At 68.6% G+C, this 20721-nt stretch carries 21 protein-coding genes and 1 pseudogene; 14 read left to right on the top strand and 8 right to left on the bottom strand.

Going from position 1 to position 20721, the window contains the following annotated elements:
• Window positions 1-222: 222 nt before the first annotated feature.
• Complete coding sequence (locus ACFRAL_RS15195; RefSeq protein WP_378884428.1) at window positions 223-756, top strand: bifunctional nuclease family protein; 534 nt, start codon at window positions 223-225, stop codon at window positions 754-756.
• Window positions 757-778: 22 nt separating this feature from the next.
• On the opposite strand, the gene ACFRAL_RS15190 is transcribed toward ACFRAL_RS15195, so the two are convergent.
• Window positions 779-1492: an MBL fold metallo-hydrolase gene (locus ACFRAL_RS15190; RefSeq protein WP_336394960.1), complete on the bottom strand. Its 714-nt coding sequence runs from the start codon at window positions 1490-1492 to the stop codon at window positions 779-781.
• 87 nt (window positions 1493-1579) lie between these two features.
• Here ACFRAL_RS15190 and ACFRAL_RS15185 point away from each other — a divergent pair.
• Window positions 1580-1882: pseudogene (locus ACFRAL_RS15185) on the top strand (hypothetical protein); the annotation flags it as partial.
• A gap of 201 nt (window positions 1883-2083) precedes the next feature.
• Here ACFRAL_RS15185 and ACFRAL_RS15180 read toward each other — a convergent pair.
• Window positions 2084-2443, bottom strand: coding sequence for a PRC-barrel domain-containing protein (locus tag ACFRAL_RS15180; RefSeq protein ID WP_336394961.1), 360 nt, complete (start codon window positions 2441-2443; stop codon window positions 2084-2086).
• A 222-nt stretch (window positions 2444-2665) separates the two neighbouring features.
• On the opposite strand from ACFRAL_RS15180, the gene ACFRAL_RS15175 reads away from it, so the two are divergent.
• Window positions 2666-3913, top strand: coding sequence for an MFS transporter (locus ACFRAL_RS15175; RefSeq protein WP_378884424.1), 1248 nt, complete (start codon window positions 2666-2668; stop codon window positions 3911-3913).
• A 54-nt stretch (window positions 3914-3967) separates the two neighbouring features.
• On the opposite strand, the gene arsA is transcribed toward ACFRAL_RS15175, so the two are convergent.
• From arsA to ACFRAL_RS15155, 4 genes are all read right to left on the bottom strand, one after another.
• Window positions 3968-5746, bottom strand: coding sequence for an arsenical pump-driving ATPase (arsA, locus tag ACFRAL_RS15170; RefSeq protein ID WP_378884648.1), 1779 nt, complete (start codon window positions 5744-5746; stop codon window positions 3968-3970).
• A gap of 263 nt (window positions 5747-6009) precedes the next feature.
• Window positions 6010-7164 (bottom strand): MFS transporter, encoded by a 1155-nt coding sequence (locus tag ACFRAL_RS15165; RefSeq protein ID WP_378884421.1) that lies wholly within the window; start codon window positions 7162-7164, stop codon window positions 6010-6012.
• Complete coding sequence (locus ACFRAL_RS15160; RefSeq protein WP_378884419.1) at window positions 7164-7853, bottom strand: aquaporin; 690 nt, start codon at window positions 7851-7853, stop codon at window positions 7164-7166. Before ACFRAL_RS15160 ends, ACFRAL_RS15165 begins: the two co-directional genes overlap by 1 nt.
• Complete coding sequence (locus ACFRAL_RS15155; protein WP_336394966.1) at window positions 7850-8200, bottom strand: metalloregulator ArsR/SmtB family transcription factor; 351 nt, start codon at window positions 8198-8200, stop codon at window positions 7850-7852. Before ACFRAL_RS15155 ends, ACFRAL_RS15160 begins: the two co-directional genes overlap by 4 nt.
• 88 nt (window positions 8201-8288) lie before the next feature.
• Between ACFRAL_RS15155 and ACFRAL_RS15150 the strand changes: the two genes are divergently transcribed.
• The 7 genes from ACFRAL_RS15150 (at window position 8289) to ACFRAL_RS15120 (ending at window position 13705) form a co-directional block, all read left to right on the top strand.
• Window positions 8289-9605, top strand: coding sequence for an FAD-dependent oxidoreductase (locus ACFRAL_RS15150; protein ID WP_378884416.1), 1317 nt, complete (start codon window positions 8289-8291; stop codon window positions 9603-9605).
• Window positions 9602-10123 carry an N-acetyltransferase family protein gene (locus ACFRAL_RS15145; protein WP_336394968.1) on the top strand — a complete coding sequence of 174 codons (522 nt, stop codon included), beginning with the start codon at window positions 9602-9604 and terminating at the stop codon, window positions 10121-10123. Before ACFRAL_RS15150 ends, ACFRAL_RS15145 begins: the two co-directional genes overlap by 4 nt.
• 56 nt (window positions 10124-10179) lie before the next feature.
• Complete coding sequence (locus tag ACFRAL_RS15140) at window positions 10180-11079, top strand: metalloregulator ArsR/SmtB family transcription factor (RefSeq protein WP_378884412.1); 900 nt, start codon at window positions 10180-10182, stop codon at window positions 11077-11079.
• Between the two features lie 46 nt (window positions 11080-11125).
• Window positions 11126-11542, top strand: a complete 417-nt coding sequence (locus ACFRAL_RS15135; RefSeq protein ID WP_336394970.1) for an arsenate reductase ArsC — start codon at window positions 11126-11128, stop codon at window positions 11540-11542.
• The gene (locus ACFRAL_RS15130; RefSeq protein ID WP_378884408.1) at window positions 11539-11691 is read left to right on the top strand and encodes a hypothetical protein; all 153 of its coding nucleotides are present in this window, start codon (window positions 11539-11541) and stop codon (window positions 11689-11691) included. The genes ACFRAL_RS15135 and ACFRAL_RS15130 overlap by 4 nt, the downstream gene beginning before the upstream one ends.
• Before the next feature lie 234 nt (window positions 11692-11925).
• On the top strand, window positions 11926-12453 hold the full coding sequence (locus tag ACFRAL_RS15125) for a DUF1269 domain-containing protein (RefSeq protein WP_378884405.1): 528 nt from the start codon (window positions 11926-11928) through the stop codon (window positions 12451-12453).
• A 127-nt stretch (window positions 12454-12580) separates the two neighbouring features.
• Window positions 12581-13705, top strand: coding sequence for an aminopeptidase P family protein (locus ACFRAL_RS15120; RefSeq protein WP_378884402.1), 1125 nt, complete (start codon window positions 12581-12583; stop codon window positions 13703-13705).
• A gap of 24 nt (window positions 13706-13729) precedes the next feature.
• Here the strand turns inward: ACFRAL_RS15120 and ACFRAL_RS15115 are convergent, their stop codons facing one another.
• A complete protein-coding gene (locus tag ACFRAL_RS15115; RefSeq protein ID WP_378884645.1) occupies window positions 13730-15247 on the bottom strand; it encodes an MFS transporter in 1518 nt (505 codons plus the stop codon).
• On the opposite strand from ACFRAL_RS15115, the gene ACFRAL_RS15110 reads away from it, so the two are divergent.
• Genes ACFRAL_RS15110 through ACFRAL_RS15095 form a run of 4 tightly spaced genes read left to right on the top strand, consistent with a single transcriptional unit; the run spans window position 15246 to window position 18683 of the window.
• Window positions 15246-15443, top strand: coding sequence for a hypothetical protein (locus ACFRAL_RS15110; RefSeq protein WP_378884399.1), 198 nt, complete (start codon window positions 15246-15248; stop codon window positions 15441-15443). The genes ACFRAL_RS15115 and ACFRAL_RS15110 overlap by 2 nt on opposite strands.
• On the top strand, window positions 15440-16894 hold the full coding sequence (locus ACFRAL_RS15105; RefSeq protein WP_378884396.1) for an APC family permease: 1455 nt from the start codon (window positions 15440-15442) through the stop codon (window positions 16892-16894). Before ACFRAL_RS15110 ends, ACFRAL_RS15105 begins: the two co-directional genes overlap by 4 nt.
• Window positions 16891-17337 (top strand): hypothetical protein, encoded by a 447-nt coding sequence (locus tag ACFRAL_RS15100; protein WP_378884394.1) that lies wholly within the window; start codon window positions 16891-16893, stop codon window positions 17335-17337. Before ACFRAL_RS15105 ends, ACFRAL_RS15100 begins: the two co-directional genes overlap by 4 nt.
• On the top strand, window positions 17334-18683 hold the full coding sequence (locus ACFRAL_RS15095) for a dipeptidase (RefSeq protein WP_378884391.1): 1350 nt from the start codon (window positions 17334-17336) through the stop codon (window positions 18681-18683). The genes ACFRAL_RS15100 and ACFRAL_RS15095 overlap by 4 nt, the downstream gene beginning before the upstream one ends.
• 57 nt (window positions 18684-18740) lie before the next feature.
• On the opposite strand, the gene ACFRAL_RS15090 is transcribed toward ACFRAL_RS15095, so the two are convergent.
• On the bottom strand, window positions 18741-20258 hold the full coding sequence (locus ACFRAL_RS15090) for a threonine/serine exporter ThrE family protein (protein ID WP_378884388.1): 1518 nt from the start codon (window positions 20256-20258) through the stop codon (window positions 18741-18743).
• Window positions 20259-20721: the final 463 nt, after the last annotated feature.

Below are 20721 nucleotides of genomic sequence, written 5' to 3'. Positions count from 1 at the left end.
GCTCTACGAGTACTTCCAGGCGCAGGTCTTCCCGGTCCTCATGCCGCTCGCGGTAGACCCCCCCCCCCCCGGGCCCCAAAAAAACGGGCCGTGGCGCAAACCACCCAAACCCAAACCCCCCCCCCCCCCCCCGCGCCCCCCCCCCCCGACCCGTGAGGCGACGAGGAGCCGACCCCCTGTCCTGGGTGTGCGCGCCGTGCTTACGATGGCATCGGATGCCTCGTGAGGGCGTCTGCGGAGACGGTGCGGAGAGGGGTGACGATCGTGGTCCAGGTTCGCGTGGCGGGTGTGGCTCTGGATGCCTCGGGCCAGCACGTTCTCCTTCTCAAGCCGGTCGACCAGCTTCCCGGCGACGGGCTGGTGCTGCCGATCTGGATCGGACAGCTCGAGGCCACCTCCATCCTGGTCGCGGTCGAGAACGCCGACGTGCCGCGCCCCCTCGCGCACGATCTCATGCGACTGATGCTCGAGGCGCTGGACGCATCGACCTCGCGCGTCGAGGTGACGCGCATCGACGACGGGACCTTCTACGCCGCGATCACGCTTTCGACGCCCCTCGGCGATCGGGTGGTCGACGCGCGACCCTCCGATGCGATCGCGCTGGCATCGCGCACCGGGGCCCCGATGTGGGTGGCCGACGAGGTCATGGCGGACGCCGGTGTGCCCGACGTCCTCACCGAGACGGACGCGACCGAACGGCTCGACGAGTTCAAGCGCTTCCTCGACGACGTCGAGCCGGAGGATTTCGAGGCCTGACCGGTCCGTCGCCGGCGCGGCGTCAGGCTGCGCCCGCCCGGACCGCAGCGGCCACGTCGGCCGGAGAACCCCGCCAGGGCGCGCCGTGGCCGGGGAGCACCCAGGAGGCCTGCACGCCCGCGAGCCGATCGAGCGACGCGAGGGCGGCGGCCGGGTCGTCGGTGAAGGGCGCGGGCTGCATTCCTTCCCTGCCGGTGAGGACGTGGCGCGTCGTGAGGGCGTCGCCCACGAAGACGGCATCCGCCGATGGAACATGGACAGCGATGCTTCCCGGCGAGTGGCCCGGCAGGCCGATGACGACCGGCGCACCCGGCAGCTCGAGGACGTCGCCGTCGTGCACCTCGACGACCTCCGACACGTAGGTCGTCGGGACGGCGCGCTTGCGCAGGGCGTAGGCGAAGAAGCCCAGCGTCGGCACGAGTCGCATCGGCCCTGCCGCGACCTTCGGCTTGGCGCCGGTGCGGGCCCGCTCTGCGTCGGCCGCGTGGACGAACACCGGCACACCGTGATCGCGGCGGAGGCGCTCGGCGAACCCGATGTGGTCGGCGTCGCCGTGGGTCAGCACGACGCCCTTCACGTCGGCGGGGGAGAGGCCGAGCGATGTGAGCTCGTCGACCAGATCCTTCCAGTGGCCGGGCAGGCCGGCGTCCACGACGGTTACCCCGTCATCCGTGACGACGAGGTAGGCGGCGACGATGTCGTTGCCGATGCGGTGCAGGTGCGGGCCGAGCTTCATGAGGACCTTCGATCGCGTCAGGGGGCTGCTCGGCCAGGATAGGCGCACCGAGACGCCCGCGGATCCGGCAGGTCTATGCTTCGAGCCATGGGGACGATGTTCTACGGCGGCTCGGCGACGCCGATCCACATCGAGGACCGCGCGCTGGCGCACCTGAAGGTCGTGATCGCCACCAAGCTGCGTCGCGGCGAGAGCTTCACGCTGTCGTGGAGGCATCCCGATGACCAGCCGGGCGGACGCAGCACCATCTGGCTGCATCCCTCCATCCCGCTGCGCTTCGTCTTCGAGGACCCCGAGCAGCCCGAGCTGAGTCGCAGGTGGATCGAGGATCTCGCGTCGTCGGCGAACAGCTCCGGCGGGATCACCCTGGTGGAGGAGAACATCGACACGGGGCCGGTCCCCACCAGCCCCGGTGAGGGTGCCGATGTGACGCTCGGCGAGGTGCGGGTCGAGAGCCTGGACGTCGACCGGATCCGCGTCGCCGGAACGGACATCACGCCGAACGACACGCGAAGCTAGCGTCTCGCCGAGCCTCCCGCGAACCGGGCCGACGAAGGGCGCCCGGCCGTCGGCCGGGCGCCCTCATGATCATCAGCGGTAGAAGCCGCCGTAGTAGGTGTCGAGGCGACCGCGGTAGTCGTCATCCGTGCCGGCGGTGCTCTGGTCCCATTCCGGAGAGTTCTTGATCTGGTCCTTGGTGAGGTCGACGTAGACCTTCTCGTCGGCGTCGTCGACACGCTGGACCGTGCCTGCGGGGAGGATCACCTTCCGCCCGAAGATCCACGGGCCGGTGTCCACGACGAGGCGGCTGCTGCCGACGTCGTCGCTCGCCTCGTCGATCTTGCCGATGTCGCCGTCGGTGGCGTGCACGTGATATCCCACGAGGCTGCGCGAACCGGCGTCGCGGTTGACAGATTCTCGGTACTCCCATGCGTCCCAAGCTGAGGACATGATCGCTCCTTCGTCTCATGCGAGGGGTGATGCGGAGGCGATCCGGGTGATCGCTCCGGTTTCCACGCTATGAAGCCGCTTCTCGTCAGGGGACCCCCTGGAAATTTCGGCCGAAGAGGCGTATTGCGGGGGTGGGCAGGCGGCGCCGACGGACGGCGCGGGCCCTCGAGAGGAGATCATGCAGGCCGAGCACGCCGGCGACGAAACGCCGCGGCATCACGCATGATCGGCGTGCTGCGCAACAGGACGTATCGGACGCTGTTCGGGGCGCAGGTCGTCGCGCTGCTGGGGACGGGTCTGCTCACGGTCGCGCTCGGCCTTCTCGCGTTCGACCTCGCCGGCGCGGCGGCGGGCTCCGTGCTGGGCACCGCGCTCACCATCAAGATGGTCGCCTACGTCGGTGTCGCGCCGCTGGTGGCGGCGCTGGTCGACCGGCTGCCGAAGAAGGCGGTGCTGATCGGCGCGGATGCGATCCGGCTGGTGATCGCGCTGATGCTGCCGTTCGTCTCAGAGGTCTGGCAGATCTACGCGCTGGTGTTCGTGCTGCAGTCGGCCTCGGCGACGTTCACCCCGGCGTTCCAGTCGCTGATCCCGAACGTGCTGCCCGACCCGAAGGACTACACCCGCGCACTCGCATTGTCCCGGCTCGCGTACGACCTCGAAGCGCTGCTGAGCCCAGTGATCGCGGCGGCCCTGCTGACGGTCATCGGCTACAACGACCTGTTCGTGGGGACGGCGGCCGGGTTCGCCGGCTCCGCGCTGCTCGTGCTGATCTCGGCGATCCCGCCGCAGCCGGCCGAGGAGTCGACGTCGACGTTCTGGCAGCGGCTGCCGATGGGCGCGAAGGTGTTCGTCGCGACACCGAGTCTTCGGTTCGTGCTGTTCGCGAATGTGGTCGTGGCCTCGGGCACGGCGCTCGTGCTGGTGAACTCGGTCGTGTACGCCAAGAGCGTGTTCGGGCTCGGAGACTCCGCGCTGGCGGTGACACTGGGTGCGTACGGTGTCGGCTCGCTGCTCGTCGCGCTGAACATCCCCTGGCTCGTGGACCGGTTCGGGGTGACGAGCGTCCTGGTCGCAGGCCTCGGCACGGTGGTCGTCGGACTCGCTGTCGCGGTGGGGGTGACGGTCGCCGCCGTCGCGCGCGGAGCGGGATGGTGGATGCTGCTGCTCACGTGGATCGTGCTCGGGGCGGGCATCTCGCTGATCAACACACCGTCGTCACGGCTGCTCGCCGACGCGTCGACGCCCGGGAACCGGAATCTCGTCTACACCGCACAGTTCGCCTTCTCGCACGCGTGCTTCCTGATCACCTATCCACTGGCCGGTTGGGTCGGCGCGGTCAGCCTGCCCGGCGCGGTCGGAGTGCTCCTCGCCGTCGCGGTGGTGGCGGCGATCGGCGGCCTGGCCATCCGGAGGCGGGCCATCCGCCATCGGCGGTATTGGGAGCCAGAGACCATCCACGTGCGATGACGGAGGCGCCGAAAGTCTGCGCCCTCCGGTGGACGTCGCCGGAGACGCCGGTCTTCAGGACCGCGAGGCGTGTATCTGCTCGCCGGCCGGCTCGCTGAGCGCCGTCAGCCGCGATGGTCCGATCGGCTCCTCGCTCTGCATCGGGATGATGGCCACCCGGGACGAGAGCTCCTTCACGCGGTGGATGTGTTCGAGTTCATTCCGCGCGCGCCGCCGCAGGAAGGGCGACGTCGGGTTCGCGGCCGCGATCGAGCTGTTGACGACCCACGCCCATGGCTCGATGCCTGCTCGGCGGAGGTCGCCGGCGAGTTCCTCGGCCTCGAGGACGGGAGTGGTCTCGGCGAGCGTGACGAGCACAACCTTTGTGAGGCCGGGATCCTGCAATCGCATGAGAGGCGTGACGATATCGAGTCCGCCGCCCATCTGCCGGGTGATCTCCCGGTGGTAGGAGCCGGTGGCGTCCAGGAGGAGCAGGGTGTGGCCGGTCGGGGCCGTGTCGATGATCACGAAGGTGCGACGCGATTCCGAGATCGCGCGCGAGAACTCATGGAAGACGGCGACTTCGTCGTTGCACGGTGACATCAGATCCTCGGCGAGAGCGGCCCGCGCCTGCTCGCCGAGGTTCTTGCCCTTCGAAGCCATGACCCGGGCGCGGTGGGCCTGGATCGCCGCGTCCGGATCGATGCGCGATACCGTCAGGCGGTCGACCGCGGCGCCGTCCAATGTGTGCGTGAGGTGGGCGGCGGGGTCAGTGGTGGTGAGCAGCACGTCGTGGCCGCGCCGGGCAAGGCCGTTCGCGATGGCGGCCGCAATCGTGGTTTTGCCGACGCCCCCCTTGCCCATGCACAGCACGAGGCCGTGACCGTCTGCCTCGATCGCGTCGATGAGCGCCGAGAGCGGTGCGTCCTGGGCCACGGGATCGCTCTCGCCGACGTCGGTGGATGGGGCGCTGGTCGCGTCGTTCAGGAGCGCCCGGACGGCCTCGATCCCGACCACGTTGTCCGGCCTCAGCTCGATGAAGTCTCGCGGCAGCGCTGCCACACCGGCCGGCATCGCAGCGAGGGCTGCCGCCTCCCGGCGCCGCACGGCGCGTGAGAGCGGCTCGTCATCGGCGTGGTCGGGCAGGATCCCGTTGACGACCACGTGTCCGTCCGGGATGCCGATGGCGTGAAGCTCATCGAAGGTGCGCTCGAGTTCCGCCAGGGCCGAACGCTCGGCGCGAGTCACGAGCACGAGCCTGGTGAGGGTCGCGTCGGTGAGGGCGCTCACCGCCTTCGAATACGTCGACTTGTGCCGCGCCAGCCCGGAGAGCGGACCTAGGCAGGATGCGTCACCGCCGCGGGTGAGGAACTCGCTCCAGGAGCCCGGCAGTTGCAGCAGGCGGATGGTGTGACCGGTCGGCGCGGTGTCGAAGATGACGTGATCGTAGGCCGCGTACCGCGTGTCATCGGTCAGCAGCTCGGCGAACTCGTCGAAAGAGGCGATCTCAGTCGTGCACGATCCCGACAGGCTCTCGCGGACACCGTCCAGTTCGGCGTCCGCAAGGGAGCCGCGCAAGGGCCCGATGATCCGCTCACGGTAGGCGTCCGCGGCGGATTCCGGATCGATTTCCAGCGCTGACAGGCCTGGCGCCGCCGGGATCGGCGTGATGGTGTTACCTACTGCCAGACCGAAGACCTGGCCGATGTTCGATGCGGGATCGGTGCTGACGAGCAGCACGTCCTTGCCGGCGTCTGCGAGATGGACCGCGCTCGCGCATGCGACCGAGGTCTTGCCTACGCCGCCCTTTCCGGTGAAGAAGAGGAATCGGGGAAGGTGCTCGAGGAATCTCATGTCGCTTCTCATCTCGGGTGAAAGATCATTCCCCCTGACGGAATCAGGACGCCGCGCCGGCTCAGCCCCTCCATGCCCGCTCCGTACCTTCCTGTTCCAGGCCGTGAGCCGAACATAAGCGCCGGCGACGGAACGCACGAGGACCTTCGTCCCCCCTCACAAAGTCGAGTCGCGTCACGCGGTACCTTCGGCCCGCATCGGTGAGGCCGAGAAGTCGGGCACGACGCTCTTCATCTGAGGCCATGTGCAGGGGATGCGATCCGCTAGCGGCGAATCGCCAGCACGCCGCCCAGCAGGCACACCACCGCCATCGCGAGCGCCATCCACCTGTACGAACCGAGGGACTCGGCCAGCAGCGCCGCCGCTCCAGGGGCCAGCGCAGCGACCGCCGTGACCGGTGCCGCGAGCACGCCGTTGAGTGTGCCGTAGGACTCCGGTCCCCACCGATCCGCGACGGCGGACGCCTGAATGAGTGTGAGCGCGCCGCGGATGGCGCCGGCGACGACCCCGGTGGCGATGATGAGCGCGGGGCCCGAAGCGATCCCGTACGTGGTCAGGGCGGCCGCCCCGAGGGCACCGACCGATGCGGGCGCGATCCACGGCGCGGCGGTGTGGGGGATCGCCAGGTAGACGAGTCGGCCGAGCACTTGGCCGGCGCCGATGACTCCCAGCACCCAGGCGGCGGTCTGAAGATCCAGGCCCTTCTCGACCGAGGCGGGGACCGCCGACAGGGTCACCGCATGGAGTGAGAACGACATGAGCGCGAACGAGCCCGCGACGATCCAGAACCGCGGAGTGCGCAGCACTCGTGCCGCGCCGCCGTTGCCGGCAGCTCGCGCATCGAGGTGGTGCCAGCCGCGCTCCACGGTGAGCGCGTACGTGGGAAGCGGCACGAGGATCAGGATCCCGGCGAGGATGACGAACGTCGCCCGCCAGTCGGACTCCACGACGAGCCAGCCGGTGAGTGGAGCGAAGATCGTGGATGCGAGCCCTCCGGCGAGCGTCACCAGGGTGAGGGGCCCGCGTCGAGCGGATCGGTAGCGATGGGTGATCACCGTGAAGGCGGCTTGGTAGAGCACGGCGGATTGAGCAGCGCCGCAGACGATCCACGCCGCGGCGAAGACCTGGATCGTGGGTGCCGCCGCTGCTGCGATCAGTGCCACGGCTCCCATGAGTGCGCCGATCACCATCGTTCGTCTCGGATGACGATCCAGCCAGTGGCCGACCGGGATCGCGCACACGGCGGATGCCAGCAGTCCCAGCGTGATGGCGACGAAGACGGCCTCTTCGTTCCAGCCGGTATCGGCGGCGATCGCGGGTGCGGCCACCAGGACGGCGTAGTAGAGCACGCCCCATGCGACGATCTGTGCGAAAGCGAGCGCCGTCAGCCGGGCGCCGCTGCGCGGAGGTCCTTCCATCAGCCTCGCGAGACAGCGGGCTCAGGCGCCGCTACGGGGAAGAGCACCCGCACCGCCCCGAATCCCAGCGTCGCGCCGACGAGCTGTGCGGCGATGAACGGCAGCGCCGACGCCGGGGCGATTCCTGCGAAGGTGTCCGTGAACATGCGCCCGATCGTGATCGCCGGGTTGGCGAAGCTCGTCGACGACGTGAAGAAGTAGGCCGCACCGATGTAGGCACCGACCGCCAGGGCCGCGAGATGCGAGCGGCCGGTTCGCACGAGCGCGAAGATCAGTAGCACGAGTCCGGCGGTCGCCACCACCTCGGACAGCAGCAGGGGTGATGCCGAGCGGTCGGTCGTGCTCCAGGCGATCGCCGGGGCTGCGAACATGAGGTTGGCGAGCACCGCGCCGGCGATGCATCCGAGCACCTGCACGGGCAGGTAGACCGCGGCGATGGTCCAGCTCCGTCGGTGCAGCGCGATGTCGACGAGCGTGACCACGGGGTTGAAGTGCGATCCGGACACTGTCGCGAAGACGAGGATGAGGACGGCGAGCCCCAGAGCGGTGGCGAAGGCGTTCTCGAAGAGCTGGAGGCCGACGTCGGCGGGGGAGAGGCGCTGGGCGGCGATCCCCGAGCCGATGACGACAGCGGCGAGCCCCGCGCTGCCGAGGAATTCACCGGCAGCGGCGCGAACGGTGTGCGTCACGAGGCGACGAGGAGCTGCGAGACGCGGTCGAGCGCGCCGGGCACGAGCTTGAAGTACGCCCACGTGCCGCGCTTGCTGCGCGTGAGGAATCCGGCGGTGGTGAGGATCTTCAGGTGGTGCGACACCGTGGGCTGGCTGAGGCCGACCGGCTCGATCAGATCGCAGACGCAGGCCTCGGCGTCCTCGGATGCGGCGACGATCGACAGCAGGCGCAGGCGAGTCGGGTCGGCAAGGGCCTTCATGGTGGCGGCGAGCTGATCGGCCTCTTCGGCGGTCAGCGGCTCGCGGACGAGGGGGGCGCAGCACACGCCGGCGGTGATGTCGGTGACGTCGAGCATCGTGGTCATGCATCGAGAGTATTCGATATTGACAGATGTCGATAGATGGGTTCAGAATCAGGGCATCGAAGTTCGTCGATATCTTGTGGAGGATGCTGTGACCCTGCTCGACCTGACACCCCGCGTCGCTGAAGCCGGCCGGCTCTCGACGCTGCCGGTTGCGATCATCGGTGCCGGCCCTATCGGGCTTGCCGCCGCTGCCAATCTGCTGGAGCGCGGTATCGACTTCGTCGTCTTCGAAGCGGGCGATGAGATTGCGGCGAGCGTGCGCTCGTGGGGGCACACCCGCCTCTTCTCCCCGTGGAAGCACCTGGTGGACCCCGCCTCCCGTCGTCTCCTCGAGGAGTCGGGATGGGTGCTGCCCGACCCCGAGCGGGCGCCGACCGGGGCCGAGCTCGTCGAGCGGTATGTGGCGCCGCTGGCCGCCCTCGAGGAACTCGCCCCGCGCATCCGGACCGGTGTCGAAGTCATCGGCGTGACGCGCGAGGGGATGGATCGCACCCGCACGGCACGGCGCAACGCCACCCCGTTCGCCGTGCGCATCCGCACGGCCGGAGGCGGAATCGAGGACGTCCCCGCGCGCGCTGTCATCGACGCGTCGGGAACATACCGCTCACCGAACTCACTCTCCTCCAGCGGGCTCGAGCTGCTGGGGATGTCCGACATCGCCGACCGGGTGACGGCCGCGCTTCCCGATGTCCTCGGCAGGGATCGCGCGCAATTCGCGGGCCGCCGCGTGACGGTCGTGGGCGCCGGCCACTCCGCGGCGAACACGCTTCTCGCCCTGGTGCAGCTCGCCCGGGAGGAGGCCGGCACCACGGTGACCTGGCTGATCCGCAACGCCAAGGCCGTGCGGGTCTCGTCCTCGCCCGATGACGAGCTGACCGATCGTGCGAACCTGGGCAGTCGCGTCGACCGAGCCGTCGAACGCGGCGACGTCGCCGTCGTCGACGGCTTCGAGATCATCCGCGCGCGCCGCGCGGGCGAGGCCGTGGAGCTGGTCGGCCACCGCGGGGGTGAGGTGATGACCCACGAGACCGACATCGTGGTGAACGCCACCGGGTTCCGCCCCGACCTTCGGATGCTGCGCGAGATCCGTCTCGAGCTGGACGAGATCGTCGAGGCGCCCAAGCGCCTCGCCCCGCTCATCGACCCGAACGTCCACTCGTGCGGCACGGTCGAGCCTCACGGCTTCCGCGAGCTCACCCACCCCGAGCAGGGGTTCTTCATCGTCGGCATGAAGTCCTACGGGCGCGCGCCGACCTTCCTCCTCGCGACCGGCTACGAGCAGGTGCGCTCGGTGACGGCGTGGCTCGCCGGTGACACGGCATCCGCCTCGAACGTCGAGCTCGTCCTTCCCGCCACGGGCGTGTGCTCGACCGACGCCGGGAATGGCGGCGGATGCTGCTCATGACGGCTGTACGCGAGATGACGCCCGACGACTGGCCGGCGGTCGAGCGGATCTACGCACAGGGCATCGAGGACGGCGAGGCGACCTTCGAGGCCGCGACGCCCGACTGGTCGGCCTTCGACGCGGGGAGGCTGCCCGGCATGCGCTTCGTGGCCGTCGACTCGGCCGATGTCGTTGTGGGCTGGGTCGCTGGATCTGCCGTGTCCTTGAGACCGGCCTACCGTGGCGTGGTCGAGCACTCCGTCTACATCGACCGTGGCGCCCGCGGGCAGGGGATCGGGCGCGTACTGCTGGACGCGTTCATCCAGGCTGCAGAGCGGTCCGGGATCTGGACGATCCAGTCGAGCATCTTCCCCGAGAATGCCGCGAGCCTTCGGCTGCATGAGGCGGCCGGGTTCCGGGTCGTCGGACGGCGCGAGCGCATCGCGCGATCGACCGTCGGCCCGCACGCCGGTGCCTGGCGCGACACCGTCCTCATCGAGCGCCGCAGCGCCACCGTGGAGCCGGCTGACAGTGCATGAGATCGGGGGGAGCTGGCACGGGCCATCACTCGTCGTCGAGAGATAGACTTCGATCTATGAATCAGGCGGCGGATCTGACGGCGTTGGGTGACCCCACGCGCGCGCGGATCCTCCGGCTGATCCGCGGGGCGGAGAACGGGCGCGAGCTGGTCGGGCGCCTGGCTGCGACCCTCGACCTGCGGCAGCCCACGGTCAGCCATCACATGAAGGCCCTGCATGACGAGGGGATCGTCCTTCGCCAGCCCGAGGGGCGCCGGGTTTGGTACTCCATCGCACCCGACCATGCTGCGCGAGTCGATGCTCTGCTGGGCGGGACAGACTTGCCCTCCCCGGAGCCGGACCTCGAGCGCATCACGAGGGATCTCGCCGTCCGATTCGCCGGCGTGTTCAGTCCCGAGAGCGTGCGCGCCTATGTCGAGGAGAGCCACCTCCTCCTCGCGAGCCGCTCCCGCTCGCCGATGCTCGCCAGTCGCACGGCGACATTCGCCGCGGCGCGCCTGGAGGCGCTGCAGCGCGCCGATGCCGCTCCGTCCGGTGTCCCGAATGTGCTCTTCGTCTGCGTCCAGAACGCCGGGCGCTCGCAGATGGCCGCGGGGATCCTGCGGCAACTGGCGGGCGGGAAGGTGAGCGTGCGGACGGCGGGCTCCGAGCCGGCGAGCGATGTGCGCCACAGCATCCTCGCGACTCTGGATGAGATCGGGGTCTCGATCGGGGGTGAGTTCCCGAAGCCGCTCACCGACGACGTGGTGCGAGCGGCCGATGTCGTCGTCACGATGGGCTGCGGCGACGCCTGTCCGATCTATCCCGGCCGCCGCTACCTCGACTGGGATCTGGAGGATCCCGTCGGAAAGTCGCCCGAGGAGATCCGCGCGATTCGCGATGACATCGAAGCGCACGTCCGCCGACTTCTCGGAGAACTGTTGGCCGACAGTTCACCTGGTAAGGTTCCCGATTAGATAGATCACGGTCTATGCTTTCTGTGAAGAGAAAGCGAGGCCGCACATGGCTGACAAGCCCACCGTCCTGTTCGTCTGCGTGCACAACGCGGGTCGCTCCCAGATGGCCGCCGGCTACCTCCGTGCACTCGGCGGGGACGACGTCGAGGTGCTCTCGGCGGGTTCGGCGCCGAAGGACACCATCAACCCGGTCGCCGTCGCAGCGATGGCGGAGGAGGGTATCGACATCGCCGGGAACACGCCGAAGGTGCTGACGGTCGATGCGGTCCGCGAATCCGACGTGGTCATCACCATGGGCTGCGGTGACGCGTGCCCGATCTTCCCCGGCAAGCGCTACGAGGACTGGGAGCTGGACGACCCCGCCGGCCAGGGCATCGACGCGGTGCGTCCGATCAGAGACGAGATCCGGGCTCGCGTGGAGTCGCTGATCTCCGAGATCCTCCCGGCGCGCGGGGCGGCATGATCAACCCGACAGGCCAAGGCGCGCTGGTGTCGCCGGACTCGGTGCTTCACCGGGCCGCTGAGCGCCTCGCCCAGCAGTTCGCGGGGATGGTGAACGAAGAGACCGTCGAGCGCGTCGTCTTCGAGTCGTTGGAGCGGACCCACGACTGACCCCGAAAAAGTCCTGAGTCGCGACTCGTTCGCAAACGATGTCGCGACTGATCCTAGAGCGCCCGGCGCGACGCTCGCAGCGGGGCGACCACGTCATCGAAGGTCGAGGAACGTTCATCGTCTTGAGCCTGGCTGGCGCGCTGAAGTCAGGCATAGGATCACAGCACCCTGATGACTCAGAGTCCTGAAGCGACCGACCGGTCGCCTCGCGAATGAACTGAAGGAGACGGATCGATGGGTATGAAGAACCTTGCGCTGGTCGTCGGCTCGTACGATGACACCGCGGCAGCCTCCGACGACTACAAGGCCCTCCGAAGCGGTCAAGACGCAGGAGGATACGAAATCGTCGGCGCCGTCGTGCTGGTCCGCGATAAGGACGGCAAGGTTCAGGTGAAGGAGCACGGTGACAAGTCCGTAGGCAAGGGTGCCGCGTGGGGCGCTGGCGCCGGAGTCGTGGTCGGCCTGTTCGCGCCCCCGCTGCTGGCCGCGACCGCCGTCGGCGCCGGCATCGGTGCCGTCCTGGGCAAGATCAAGAAGAACCACGAGGAGAAGGAGTTCGGCGTCGATGTCGACGAATACCTCGCGCCCGGCACGTCGGCGGTCGTGGCTGTCGTCGACGACAAGTGGGCCGACAATGTCGAGAAGGCGCTGGAGCGTTCCGACAAGCGCATCAGCAAGGCGATCGAGACCGACGACTATGAGAAGCTGCGCAAGGCAATAGAGGAGTCGGCCGACGACGTCGTCGAGCAGATCAACTCTTAGCCGCAGCTGCGTCGACCGGTCGGGCAGCGGGCCGACGTCCAGCCTCGCGCTGTCCTGGCTCACCGTCACCTCATTGACCGGGGCTATCTCACCGGTGCAGGGTGTCACCGCGGAAAGAAGGTGCGTCATGACTCTCACGCCGATTGCTTTCACCGCGGAAGACTTCCGGGCTCGGATGACGCGGGCAACGCAAGACGCCGCGGCGGAGGGCCTCGATGGGCTGCTTGTGACACCGGGGCCCGACTTACTGTGGCTGACCGGCTACCAGCCCACCGCGATCACCGAGCGACTGACCTTGCTCGTGCTCAGCAGCGACGCCTATCCTCGCCTGCTGGTGCCGAAGCTGGAGCGGCCGGATGCCGAGGCGGCACCAGGCGCGGAAGCGATGACGATCACCGACTGGCGTGACGGCGATGATCCCTACCAGACGGCCGCCCGCCTGCTCGCAGCCGGCGGGAAGTACGCGGTGTCCGACTCGGCGTGGGCGATGCATCTGCTCGGTCTGCAGCGGCGGCTGGAGCGGGCGCAGTTCTCCTCCGTCACCGAACGCATCCCGATGCTGCGGGCGGTGAAGGACGGGAACGAACTGGCGAGGATGGCGGCAGCCGGGGCAGCGGCAGACGCCGCCTTCCGGGAGATCGTCAATGTGTTGTTCGCCGGACGCAAGGAGACCGAAGTGGCCGCCGACCTTGCGCGGCTGCTCCGGGAGTTCGGGCATGAGCAGGTTGATTTCACGGTGGTCGGGTCCGGACCGAATGGCGCCAATCCTCACCACGAAGCGGGCGATCGCACCATCCTCCCCGGCGACATGGTGGTCCTGGACTTCGGTGGACTGCTGAACGGCTACGGCTCGGACACCTCGCGCACCGTCTGCGTGGGGGAACCGACCACGCAGATGCGCGAGGTGCACGACATCGTGCGCTCGGCGCAGCAGGCCGCGTTCGATGCCGTGCGTCCGGGGATCGCCTGCCAGGAGATCGACCGCACCGCCCGCCGGATCATCACCGAGGCAGGCTACGGCGAGAACTTCATCCATCGCACCGGGCACGGGATCGGGATGACGACCCACGAGCCGCCGTACATGGTCGAGGGTGAGGAGCGACTCACCGTGCCTGGCATGTGCTTCTCCATCGAACCCGGCATCTACCTTCCGGGCTCATTCGGCGTCAGGATCGAGGACATCGTCACCGTCACAGCCGATGGCGGAGAACGATTCAACAACACCGACCGCGGGCTCGTCATCGTCGGGTGACGAGGCGCGCGGACCGGGAACGGCTCAGGCTGCCGCACCGGATCCCGATGCCGTCGTCGGGAGCGTATGGGTGTGAGCGGCAGCGGATGCTGCGACATCTTGGAGCGTTCCCCGCGCAAGCTTATGACGCCTCATGAGCACTGCCATGACGACGCCCGCGAAGCTCAGCCCGGCCATGACCCAGGATGCCGCCGCCAGACCGGACGCCAGGGCATCGGACATCGCCGCGCCCGCGGCGGTGTTGGCTTGTACGACGGATGCATTGATGCTCGCAGCGAGCGCGGTGGCGACAGCCGCGCCGACGTACCGCGCCATGTTGGAGACCCCGGATGCGGAGCCGACCTGTTCCTGGGGCACGCAGGCTGTCGCGGCGGAGGAGGACGGGCCATTGGAGAGCCCCATACCGACGGCGATCGCCAGCAGGGGCAGAACGAACATCGCGTAGTTCCACGAGGATTCGACGAACCCGACGACAACGAACCCGATCGCGGTCAGGAGGAAGCCGATCCCGACCACCTGGCGACCTCCGATCCTGCCCGCGAGCTTCGGCACCGCGGGTGCGATCAGGACCAGCCCCACCGTCGCGGGGAGTGTCGCGAGCCCTGCTTGCAGCGGCGTGAACCCGAGGCCGTCGGAGTTCTGGAAGTAGAGGCTGAGCAGATACATCAGTCCGTTGATCGTGCCGGCGCCGATGAGGATCGCGACGGTCGACGCCACGAGCACCACGTTGCGAAGCAGCTTGAGATCCAGCAGCGGAACCGCCACCCGCCGCTCGACGACGACGAACAGGACACCGCTGGCCATTGCCACCGCAAGACAGGCGAGGGTCGGCGCCGAGAACCAGCCCCACTCTGCGCCCATGCTGGTGGCCAGCAGGATCGGGCTCAGGGTCAGCGCGATGAGCACCGCGCCGAGATAGTCGATCGACCGTGAGCGGTTCTCGTCTCGTGATTCCTGCACTCCTCGGTAGGCGATCACCATGCAGACGACCGCGACGGCCGCGTCGATCCAGAACAGACCCTGCCACCCGCTGACGTCCACGAGCACGCCACCGAGCAGCGGCCCTGCCGCTGCGCCGACTGCGGCCGCGGCCCCCCACAATGAGACAGCGCGCAGTTGCTCCTGACCCTTGTTCGCCACGGTGAGCAGGCTGAGCCCGCAGGCGAGGATCGTTGCGCCAGCCGCGCCCTGGATGATCCGCCCCGCGATCACAGCTGTACCGGTGGTCGACAACGCGATGAACACACAGGAGGCGACGAAGAGCAGCAGGCCGAGCTGGAACACCCGCTTGCGGCCGAAGACGTCGCCCATGGCCCCCGCGGTGACGATGACCGCCGCGCCCATCAAGGAGTAGCCCGTGACCGCCCATTGCAGCGTGTCGACTGACGTGCCGGTGTCCTCGCTGATTGCAGGGAGCAGGATGCTCACCGCCGAGGTGTTCGCGTTCACTACGAGGGTCGACAAGCAGGTCGCGTAGAGGGTCCCCTTGGCGGTCGGGGTGGCCGGTCCGCGGGCGGTCGTCGGATCAGGCAACGAGTGCATGGCCGACACCTTCCACCGTTCCGGGGCGGAGCGCAAGGCCGCGCAGCGGGGTGTTGAACTCGCGAGCGGGATGCCATGTAATCCGGTGCGAACCGGCGCTATTCTCGGCACGAGGTACATCGGGTTCACGAAGGCAACGGTGCTGGGAGGAGTTGTGATGTCGAAGAAGGACAACTACCGCGGTGGCGAATCATGAGTTCGTCCGGGGTGGGCTCCCGGCCCGTCAGTTCTCGGGCGACGGGGATTCCCGCGCCCGTTTGGATCTCGTGGATCGCGCTCGCTCTGATGACGACGAGCTCGGTGGCAAGTCTGCGTCCGGCGCCGACGATGGCCGTCTACGGGCTGGCCTCGATCTTCCTCTACATCGTCCCCGCAATCGTCTTCCTGCTGCCCACATCGCTCGTGGCCGCTGAGCTCGCGTCGGGGTGGAAGGGCGGGGTCTACAAGTGGGTGTCGGAGGGGATCTCGAAGCCGATGGGCTTCCTCGCGATCTGGTGTCAGTTCGCGATGACGATCTTCTACTACCCGACTCTGCTCGGTTTCGTCGCGTCCACGCTCGCGTACGTGATCAATCCAGAACTGGCGTCCAACGGTGTGTGGACGGCGCTCGTGATCATGGTCTGCTACTGGGCCGGCGTGTTCGTCTCGTCGCGCGGGACGAAAGGCGTCGCGGGCCTGGCGAGCTGGGGGCTGATCGTGGGCACCCTGATCCCCGGCGCCGTGCTCGTGCTGCTGGGCGCGCTGTTCCTCGGGCAGGGCAACCCATCGGCCGCGCCGATGACCGTGGACAATCTGCTTCCTCAGTGGGCGGGCCTTGCAAGTCTCGTGCTCATCGTGAACAACTTCCTCTCCTACAGCGGGATGGAGATGAACGCGGTGCACGTGTCGTCGCTGAAGAATCCGGGCAAGGAGTACCCGAAGGCGATCTTCCTCGCCATGGGCCTGGTCCTGCTCATCTTCATCCTCCCCGCGCTCGCGATCAGCTGGATCGTCCCTGCCGAACAGATCTCGCTCACGGCGGGGATCATGCAGGCGTTCGATGCGATCTTCGCGACGTTCGACATCACGTGGCTCACACCGATCGTCGGGATCATGCTCGTCGCCGCTTCCCTCGGCGGAATGCTCACCTGGCTCGCAGGTCCGTCGAAGGGTCTGCTGCTCATCTCCCGCGAAGAGGGCTACCTTCCGCCGTTTCTGCAGAAGCTGAACAAGAACGGCGTGCAGCAGAACCTGCTGGTGACTCAGGGCGTGATCACCTCCATCATCGCCTTGGGCTATGCGCTCATTCCGAACGTCTCGAGTGCGTACTGGATCTTCTCGGTCATCACCACGCAGGTGTACCTGATCATGTATTTGCTGATGTTCGTAGCCGCGGTGCGGTTGCGGCGGAAGCACCCCGACCACCCGCGGGGATACCGCGCCCCGATGCTGGTGGCACTGTGCGGGGTCGGCTTCGCGGCCTCACTCGCCGCGCTGCTGGTCGGATTCATTCCGCCGTCGCAGTTCGGTGGTGACAGTCCGTGGACCTACCTGTTGATCGTCGGCGGGGGTGCGCTCGGGCTCGGGCTGCTGGTGCCGTTCCTCTTCTACCGATTCCGCAAGCCGTCGTGGAAACAGCCTGCGCACGCGGAGGCGAGTGAATCATGAGCACCGCCAACGAGACCCAGACCCCACGTGAGCGTTCGGTCATCACGATCGTGGCCATCGTCGTACTCGTGGCACTGGCCGTGATCGCCACGGTGCTGTTTGTCGGGGCGCGCCAGGAGGCCCGCGACGTGGACAAGGCGCAGCAGCTGCTGGACTCTTTCGCGGATGCCGGCATAGCGGTGTCGTTCACACCCGAGCAGGTCGCGCAGGTTCTGGGCGACGACGGGGGTGCGACGTGCGCCGACCCGAACTCCGCGCTGGCCCGCTCGACGCTCCTCGCGAGCCTGTCCAACGGCGCGGGCGGACCGGGGCTTCGTGCGACGATCGTGGAGTCCCGGCTGCTTCAGGGCCAGCTGCTGATCATCGAGACGTACTGTCCTGAGGAGGCGGAGGAGTTCCAGCAATTCGTCGACAGCCTCGAAACGGTGGGTGACGGGACGTGACCGAGCAGATCCGCGACCGCATCCGCGCGATGATGCCGGCCGTGCGCGACGAACTCGCCGAGCTCGTAGCGATTCGATCGGTCGCCGATCCCCGCCAGTTCCCGCCGGAGGAGTGCGCGAAAGCAGCGGAATGGGTGCGTGCCCGATTCGCAGAGGTCGGCTTCGCCGACGCGCGGCTGGTGCGCACCCCAGACGGGAGCGACGCGGTGGTGGGTACCCGTTCGACGTCTGATCCGGATGCTCCGACCGTGTTGCTGTACGCGCACTACGACGTGCAGCCTCCACTGGACGAGTCCGCCTGGCGGACTCCGCCGTTCGAACTCACCGACGTCGACGGGCGGTGGGCGGGCCGTGGCGCGGCGGACTGCAAGGGCAACATCCTCATGCACTTGCTTGCGTTGCGCGGACTCGGCGATGACGTCCCGGTGAACCTCAAACTCGTCGTCGAGGGCAGCGAAGAGCAGGGGACGGGCGGGCTCGAGCGCTTCGTCGAGGCGAGTCCGGAGGTTCTGGCCGCCGACGTCATCCTCGTGTGCGATACGGGCAACGCCGCTGTCGGGCGTCCGGCGGCCACGATCTCGCTCCGAGGGTTCGCGAACGTGGTCGTCCACGTCGAATCGCTGAAGTCCGAGATCCACTCAGGCATGTTCGGAGGCCCGGCTCCTGACGCCTTGGCCGCGCTCGTGGCGATCCTGGCATCCTTGCGCACAGGCGACGGCAACACCGTCGTAGAAGGGCTCGACAGCGCTCAGACCTGGCCCGGGGCCCCCTACGACGCTCAGCAGTTCCGGGCGGACGCGGGTGTCCTCGAGGGGGTCGACCTCCTCGGGAACGGTTCCGTCGCCGACGAGCTGTGGGCCCGCCCGGCTCTGACGATTCTCGGCATCGACTGCCCACCGGTCGTGGGGTCGACGGCGTCGATCGTTCCGCGCGCCTCCGCCCGCCTGAATCTGAGGGTGCCGCCGGGGATGGGCGCACGGGATGCCCATGACGCGCTCGTCTCTCACCTTCGCGGGCAGGCGCCGTGGAATGTGCAGGTCGACGTCGAGACCGAGGCCATCGGGGAGCCTTTTCGAGCGGCGACCGACGGTCCGGCGTATCGGATCTTCTCCGACTCGCTGAAAGCGGCGTACGGCGTGGAGCCGACGACTCTCGGGCAGGGTGGGTCGATCCCGCTGTGCAATGTATTCGCCGACGCCTACCCAGGAGCCGAGATCATCCTGATGGGGGTCGAAGAGCCGCTCGCCCTCATTCATGCACCCAACGAGAGCGTCGACCCGAGTGAGATCGAGAAGCTCGCGGTCGCGGAGGCGCTCTTCCTCCGCGCGTACGGGAAGTCCAGCTGAGTCGGAGTCCGTCCCGCGCGTAGCGGTACAGCGCCGACTTCCGCGGCGGAGCAGCCGTCACTTCAGTTCGTCGGTGTCTTCGCGCATCCAATCCGCGAGGGGAGCGCTTCGGAATCCGCGGGTGGAGCCCGAGGCGACCAGCCCCAGCAGCACGCCTAGTGCGATGGACACCATGGTCGCGATCGTGGTGATGATCGCACTCGTCCCCGACGAATCGCCCTCGAGTGCGTTGGCCACCCCGATGAGACCGAGCGCCCCCGGCACGAGCAGCCAGAACGCGGGCAGAAAACTCACCAGCGCGGGCGGGCCGGTGCGCTGACGAGCGACGACGACGGCGACCGGCGTCATCGCGGCGGCGCCGACGAGTGCCGAGAGCACGCCGTCGAAGAGCACGTCGCCGATCACCTGGGCGCCGTACGCGACGTACAGGACGATCAGTATCCAGCCGATGGAGAAAGGCTTGGCGCACTGGTAGATGCCGATGCCGACGCCGAAGGCGGCGACCGCCACCCACGGGGCGACGGGTCCGATCGGCCATTGAGTCGTGGTGAGCGGCGGCACGCCGAGCAGAGCGGCAGCGCCCACGATCCCGGTCGCGAGCAGAATGAGCCGCATCCCTCCCGCAGCGAGGCGGGCACCGCCCGAGATGATGTGCCCGGTCGCCAGTTCGATCACACCGATCGTCAGCAGCCCGCCGGGCAGCAGCATGATCAGCGGTGCGACGATCGCAGGAAGCACTCCCGCATCGAAGAGATGCGCCACGGCCAGGACGGCGCTGGCCACGCCGAGAGACGCGGCGACCACGATGAGCGCCTGGTACGCGGCTTCGAGGCGTTCCGTCGCGAGCAGCAATGCGCCCACGCCGATGCCGAGCGCCCCCGCGAGGAGCACCCCGGGCCACGAGGAGCCGAGCAGGACGCTGAGCGCGGCCGACAGCAGCGCGTACGCACCGATCCGCTGCACACGAGTGAACGGCGGCGGCAGCGTCTTGACGCGAGCGAGCTGCCTGCGTACCCAGGTCGCGCTGTTCGCGCGGGTGCGCGCCACCCCGGCGATGCGATCCACCGCGTCGACCTGGTAGAGCAACGCCGAGCTGTCGCCGGCGGTGACGGCACGCGTCTCCACCGAGCCGCCGTCACCCGATGACACGAGGATGGAAGTGGGGAACACGACCGCTTCTGCCGCGGTGAGACCACTCACCTTCGCCATATCGTCCAGTGCGCTGCGCACCAGCCCGACGGGATAGCCGCTGTCGATCATCGCAGTGCCCAGTGACGCCATCGCATCGAGCACAACCGGGGGCGGATCCGTGCCCACCACGCGATCGCCGGCCTCCGCAGTGCCCTGCGCTCGCTCACGCCGCAGCAGCAGCCACAGCATCACGGCGGCGGCGAGCAGCACGCCGAGTGCGATCAGCAGCGTGGGCAGCGTGGCCGTCGAGCCGGCCACGGCCGGCGGAATCGCCGGCACGGTCGCCGGCGTCGGGGTCGGCGTCGGCTGCGGCGTCGCCGTCTGATCCGGGGTCGCGGTGGCGGAGGGCGCCGGCGTCGGGTCGGGGGAGGCGGTCGGCTCCACGTCGGGCGGCGGGGTTGCCGCTGTCGGTGTGGGGGTCGGCGTGGGCGTCGGTGCCGGCTCGTCGCTCGGCGACGGGGACGGCGAGGGGACGGGCGTGTCCGCAACCGCGAGCGCTGTCTGCGCCGTCGCGTACGAAGGGGGCTGGGATGCCGACGCCGCCGCGCCGGCGCCAATGAGCAGGATGACTTCGGCGCTTGCCGCGGCGCACCACAAGATCCTGCGCTCGCGGCGCGTGAAGTCCGTGCGCATCCACGCCATCAACCACCCATGCTGGCATCGTGGAGATCCACCGCGATAGGGGCAGATCTGCGACGAGCGCCGTCCGCGGGTATGCGGGGAACGGACCTGGCGCGTCAGGGAGTGCGCTGGGTATCGTCTGATCTCAACGGCCTCTCGATCCTCGACGCTGAGGGTCGACGAACGGAGCGCCGATGCAAAGGCCCACTCGCTGAAGGACCGACCG

This window comes from Microbacterium sp. NPDC056736 (assembly GCF_042790415.1).
In the GTDB taxonomy this organism is placed as follows: Bacteria; Actinomycetota; Actinomycetes; order Actinomycetales; family Microbacteriaceae; genus Microbacterium.
Note: the sequence above shows the minus strand (reverse complement) of the source record. Positions and strands in the feature narration are given on the sequence as shown.